The organism is Myceligenerans salitolerans, from assembly GCF_017349295.1.
GTDB classification, from domain to species: domain Bacteria; phylum Actinomycetota; class Actinomycetes; order Actinomycetales; family Cellulomonadaceae; genus Myceligenerans; species Myceligenerans salitolerans.
In genome coordinates, this window is sequence record NZ_JAFMPK010000013.1 from 1 (window position 1) to 317 (window position 317).

Annotated in this window: 1 pseudogene; it reads right to left on the reverse strand. The window is 69.7% G+C overall.

Annotated elements, in window-relative coordinates:
* A pseudogene (locus J0911_RS20095) lies at positions 1-237 on the reverse strand (hypothetical protein); the annotation flags it as partial.
* Positions 238-317 lie beyond the last annotated feature (80 nt).

The window sequence follows — 317 nt, forward strand, 5'->3', positions numbered from 1 at the left end:
TGCGGCGTCGCCGGCGCCCTTGAAGCTGGTCACGAACAGCACGTAGACCGGGATCAGCACGAGCAGCACGAACAGCAGCAGGACCGCGTAGCGTGCCGTGCGGCCGGGGGCGAAGCGGTTGGCGGGTTGGCGGTGCTCGTGGCGGGAAGCGGGGCTGGGGCCGTTGTCGTGGTCGCGGCCGGTGTGGGCGGGTGCGATGGCGGTGGGTGTGGTGCTGGTGGGGGTGACGTCGCTCATCGCTTTTCCTCCCGGTGGGTGTGGATGAGGTAGGGGATGATGATGGCGGCGACGATGATCAGGAGGATGGCGCCGACGGC